Genomic DNA, 5,180 nt, shown 5'->3' on the forward strand with positions numbered 1-5,180 from the left:
TTAAGACTGTCAAAGTTATAGGGTCAAGCCGCACGAGCAATTAGTATCAGTTAGCTTAACGCATTACTGCGCTTCCACACCTGACCTATCAACGTCCTGGTCTTGAACGACTCTTTAGGGGGCTCAAGGCCCCGGCAGATCTAATCTTGAAACGAGTTTCCCGCTTAGATGCTTTCAGCGGTTATCTCTTCCGAACTTAGCTACCCGGCAATGCCACTGGCGTGACAACCGGTACACCAGAGGTTCGTCCACTCCGGTCCTCTCGTACTAGGAGCAGGCTTCCTCAAATCTGCAGCGCCCACGGAAGATAGGGACCAAACTGTCTCACGACGTTTTAAACCCAGCTCACGTACCTCTTTAAATGGCGAACAGCCATACCCTTGGGACCGGCTACAGCCCCAGGATGAGATGAGCCGACATCGAGGTGCCAAACACCGCCGTCGATATGAACTCTTGGGCGGTATCAGCCTGTTATCCCCAGAGTACCTTTTATCCGTTGAGCGATGGCCCTTCCATACAGAACCACCGGATCACTATGTCCTGCTTTCGCATCTGCTCGACTTGTCAGTCTCGCAGTTAAGCACGCTTATGCCATTGCACTATCGTCACGATGTCCGACCGTAACTAGCGTACCTTCGAACTCCTCCGTTACACTTTGGGAGGAGACCGCCCCAGTCAAACTGCCTACCATGCACTGTCCCCGATCCAGATAATGGACCTAGGTTAGAACCTCAAACACACCAGGGTGGTATTTCAACGTTGGCTCCACCGAAACTAGCGTCCCGGCTTCAAAGCCTCCCACCTATCCTACACAGATCTGTTCAAAGTCCAATACAAAGCTACAGTAAAGGTTCATGGGGTCTTTCCGTCTTTCCGCGGGGAGATTGCATCATCACAAACATTTCAACTTCGCTGAGTCTCAGGAGGAGACAGTGTGGCCATCGTTACGCCATTCGTGCAGGTCGGAACTTACCCGACAAGGAATTTCGCTACCTTAGGACCGTTATAGTTACGGCCGCCGTTTACTGGGACTTCAATCAAGAGCTTGCACCCCATCATTTAATCTTCCAGCACCGGGCAGGCGTCACACCCTATACGTCGACTTTCGTCTTAGCAGAGTGCTGTGTTTTTAATAAACAGTCGCAGCCACCGATTTTTTGCAACCTTTCTCAGCTCCATCCGCGAGGGACTTCACCTACTAAAGGCACACCTTCTTCCGAAGTTACGGTGTCAATTTGCCGAGTTCCTTCTCCTGAGTTCTCTCAAGCGCCTTAGAATACTCATCTCGCGCACCAGTGTCGGTTTGCGGTACGGTCGTGTGTAGCTGAAGCTTAGTGGCTTTTCCTGGAAGCAGGGTATCACTCACTTCGTCTGCAAGCAGACTCGTTATCACCCCTCATCTAAGCCCGGCGGATTTACCTACCAGGCACGACTACAGGCTTGAACCAACATATCCAACAGTTGGCTGAGCTAACCTTCTCCGTCCCCACATCGCACTACACATCGGTACAGGAATATTGACCTGTTTCCCATCAGCTACGCATCTCTGCCTCGCCTTAGGGGCCGACTCACTCTACGCCGATGAACGTTGCGTAGAAAACCTTGCGCTTACGGCGAGGGGGCTTTTCACCCCCTTTAACGCTACTCATGTCAGCATTCGCACTTCTGATACCTCCAGCAGGGTTTACACCGCCACCTTCACAGGCTTACAGAACGCTCTCCTACCACGTGCAATAAATTGCACATCCGCAGCTTCGGTAACTGGCTTAGCCCCGTTACATCTTCCGCGCAGGACGACTCGATCAGTGAGCTATTACGCTTTCTTTAAATGATGGCTGCTTCTAAGCCAACATCCTGACTGTTATAGCCTTCCCACTTCGTTTCCCACTTAGCCAATTTTAGGGACCTTAGCTGGCGGTCTGGGTTGTTTCCCTCTTGAGTCCGGACGTTAGCACCCGGTGCTCTGTCTCCCAAGCTGTACTCGTCGGTATTCGGAGTTTGCCTTGGTTTGGTAAGTCGCCATGACCCCCTAGCCAAAACAGTGCTCTACCCCCGACGGTAATACTTGAGGCACTACCTAAATAGTTTTCGGAGAGAACCAGCTATTTCCAAGTTTGTTTAGCCTTTCACCCCTATCCACAGCTCATCCCCTAGTTTTGCAACACTAGTGGGTTCGGACCTCCAGTGCATGTTACTGCACCTTCATCCTGGCCATGGATAGCTCACTTGGTTTCGGGTCTACACCCAGCGACTGATCGCCCTATTCGGACTCGATTTCTCTACGGCTTCCCTATTCGGTTAACCTTGCCACTGAATGTAAGTCGCTGACCCATTATACAAAAGGTACGCAGTCACCCCTTTCGAGGCTCCTACTTTTTGTAAGCACACGGTTTCAGGATCTATTTCACTCCCCTCCCGGGGTTCTTTTCGCCTTTCCCTCACGGTACTAGTTCACTATCGGTCAATGATGAGTATTTAGCCTTGGAGGATGGTCCCCCCATATTCAGACAGGATTTCTCGTGTCCCGCCCTACTTTTCGTTAGCTTAGTATCACAAGTCTCTTTTTGCATACGGGGCTATCACCCGCTATGGCCAACCTTTCCAGGCTGTTCTGCTAAGAGTCTTGCTATCACTAACAGGCTTTTCCGATTTCGCTCGCCACTACTTTCGGAATCTCGGTTGATGTCTTTTCCTCGAGCTACTGAGATGTTTCAGTTCACCCGGTTCGCCTCGCATACCTATGTATTCAGTATGCGATACCTATTGCTAGGTGGGTTTCCCCATTCAGAAATCTCCGGATCAAAGCTAATTTGCCAGCTCCCCGAAGCTTATCGCAGGCTATCACGTCTTTCGTCGCCTATCATTGCCAAGGCATCCACCATGTGCTCTTATTCACTTGACCCTATAACTTTGATTTCTCATCGTTATTTTCAAGGAATGATGTTTGGTCTTTCACCAAACGCGTTATGCCGTATCTTCCAATTATCGATTTGACTCGAAATTAAAAGTTTCTTTTGACGCAATCAAAAAATCTCTAAATTGTTGCTAGCGGCACGGTCTGCACTAAACCTTTACGAATGTGCAGTTTCCGCTAGCAACGCTGATTTAACTCTATGAATTTTTAAAGAACAGCCAATAATTGAAATGAATCAATTAACACAAAGCATCCTCTAAGAAGATGCTTTGCATTAATGACATATGCGTCAAGTACGCAATAGATAAGTGGTGGAGGATGACGGGATCGAACCGACGACCCCCTGCTTGCAAAGCAGGTGCTCTCCCAGCTGAGCTAATCCCCCAGGATTTAAAACCGCTTCAAACCTGATTTGGTGGGTCTGGTTGGACTCGAACCAACGACCCCCGCCTTATCAAGACGGTGCTCTAACCAGCTGAGCTACAGACCCTCTGAGCTCAATAAAGAACTTGAAGGCAGCACCAATTAGATTGATGACCAATGCTGTTGTTTAACACAACAGCCGATAAGAATGGGCGTAAGAACTTGATTGCATATTTCCAGAAAGGAGGTGATCCAGCCGCACCTTCCGATACGGCTACCTTGTTACGACTTCACCCCAGTCACGAACCCTGCCGTGGTAATCGCCCTCCTTGCGGTTAGGCTAACTACTTCTGGCAGAACCCGCTCCCATGGTGTGACGGGCGGTGTGTACAAGACCCGGGAACGTATTCACCGTGACATTCTGATCCACGATTACTAGCGATTCCGACTTCACGCAGTCGAGTTGCAGACTGCGATCCGGACTACGAATGGCTTTATGGGATTGGCTCCCCCTCGCGGGTTGGCGACCCTTTGTACCATCCATTGTATGACGTGTGTAGCCCTACCTATAAGGGCCATGAGGACTTGACGTCATCCCCACCTTCCTCCGGTTTGTCACCGGCAGTCTCATTAGAGTGCCCAACTAAATGTAGCAACTAATGACAAGGGTTGCGCTCGTTGCGGGACTTAACCCAACATCTCACGACACGAGCTGACGACAGCCATGCAGCACCTGTGTTACGGTTCTCTTTCGAGCACCAAGCCATCTCTGGCGAGTTCCGTACATGTCAAAGGTAGGTAAGGTTTTTCGCGTTGCATCGAATTAAACCACATCATCCACCGCTTGTGCGGGTCCCCGTCAATTCCTTTGAGTTTCAACCTTGCGGCCGTACTCCCCAGGCGGTCAACTTCACGCGTTAGCTTCGTTACTGAGTACTAATGCACCCAACAACCAGTTGACATCGTTTAGGGCGTGGACTACCAGGGTATCTAATCCTGTTTGCTCCCCACGCTTTCGTGCATGAGCGTCAGTACAGGTCCAGGGGATTGCCTTCGCCATCGGTGTTCCTCCGCATATCTACGCATTTCACTGCTACACGCGGAATTCCATCCCCCTCTACCGTACTCTAGCTATGCAGTCACAGATGCAATTCCCAGGTTGAGCCCGGGGATTTCACAACTGTCTTACATAACCGCCTGCGCACGCTTTACGCCCAGTAATTCCGATTAACGCTCGCACCCTACGTATTACCGCGGCTGCTGGCACGTAGTTAGCCGGTGCTTATTCTTACGGTACCGTCATGGGCCCGCCGTATTAGGGCAGACCTTTTCGTTCCGTACAAAAGCAGTTTACAACCCGAAGGCCTTCTTCCTGCACGCGGCATTGCTGGATCAGGCTTTCGCCCATTGTCCAAAATTCCCCACTGCTGCCTCCCGTAGGAGTCTGGGCCGTGTCTCAGTCCCAGTGTGGCTGGTCGTTCTCTCAAACCAGCTACAGATCGTCGGCTTGGTGAGCTTTTACCTCACCAACAACCTAATCTGATATCAGCCGCTCCAATCGCGCGAGGCCTTACGGTCCCCCGCTTTCATCCTTAGATCGTATGCGGTATTAGCGTAAATTTCTCTACGTTATCCCCCACGACTGGGCACGTTCCGATATATTACTCACCCGTTCGCCACTCGCCACCAGGATTGCTCCCGTGCTGCCGTTCGACTTGCATGTGTAAGGCATGCCGCCAGCGTTCAATCTGAGCCAGGATCAAACTCTATAGTTTAATCACTGCAATAATTTTCAACTCCCCGCATCGCTGCGAGAAGAAAACTCATAAAAACGGAATTGATGAGAAATCTTGACGATTTCACATTTTCTATCTCTATGAGCGTTTAAGGTCAGAAGACCTGG

General features: G+C 50.5%; 2 tRNA genes and 2 rRNA genes. All 4 read right to left on the reverse strand.

What is annotated here, in order from left to right:
- Positions 1-19: 19 nt before the first annotated feature.
- Positions 20-2,902, reverse strand: a 23S ribosomal RNA gene (locus BM160_RS21965).
- Positions 2,903-3,223: 321 nt separating this feature from the next.
- Positions 3,224-3,299, reverse strand: a tRNA-Ala gene (locus BM160_RS21970).
- 28 nt (positions 3,300-3,327) lie between these two features.
- A tRNA-Ile gene (locus BM160_RS21975) sits at positions 3,328-3,404 on the reverse strand.
- Positions 3,405-3,517: 113 nt separating this feature from the next.
- Positions 3,518-5,052, reverse strand: a 16S ribosomal RNA gene (locus BM160_RS21980).
- The 16S and 23S rRNA genes sit together here with 2 tRNA genes alongside, the layout of an rRNA operon.
- Positions 5,053-5,180 lie beyond the last annotated feature (128 nt).

Origin of the sequence: Polaromonas sp. OV174 (assembly GCF_900112285.1) — a bacterium.
Classification (GTDB): domain Bacteria; phylum Pseudomonadota; class Gammaproteobacteria; order Burkholderiales; family Burkholderiaceae_C; genus Polaromonas.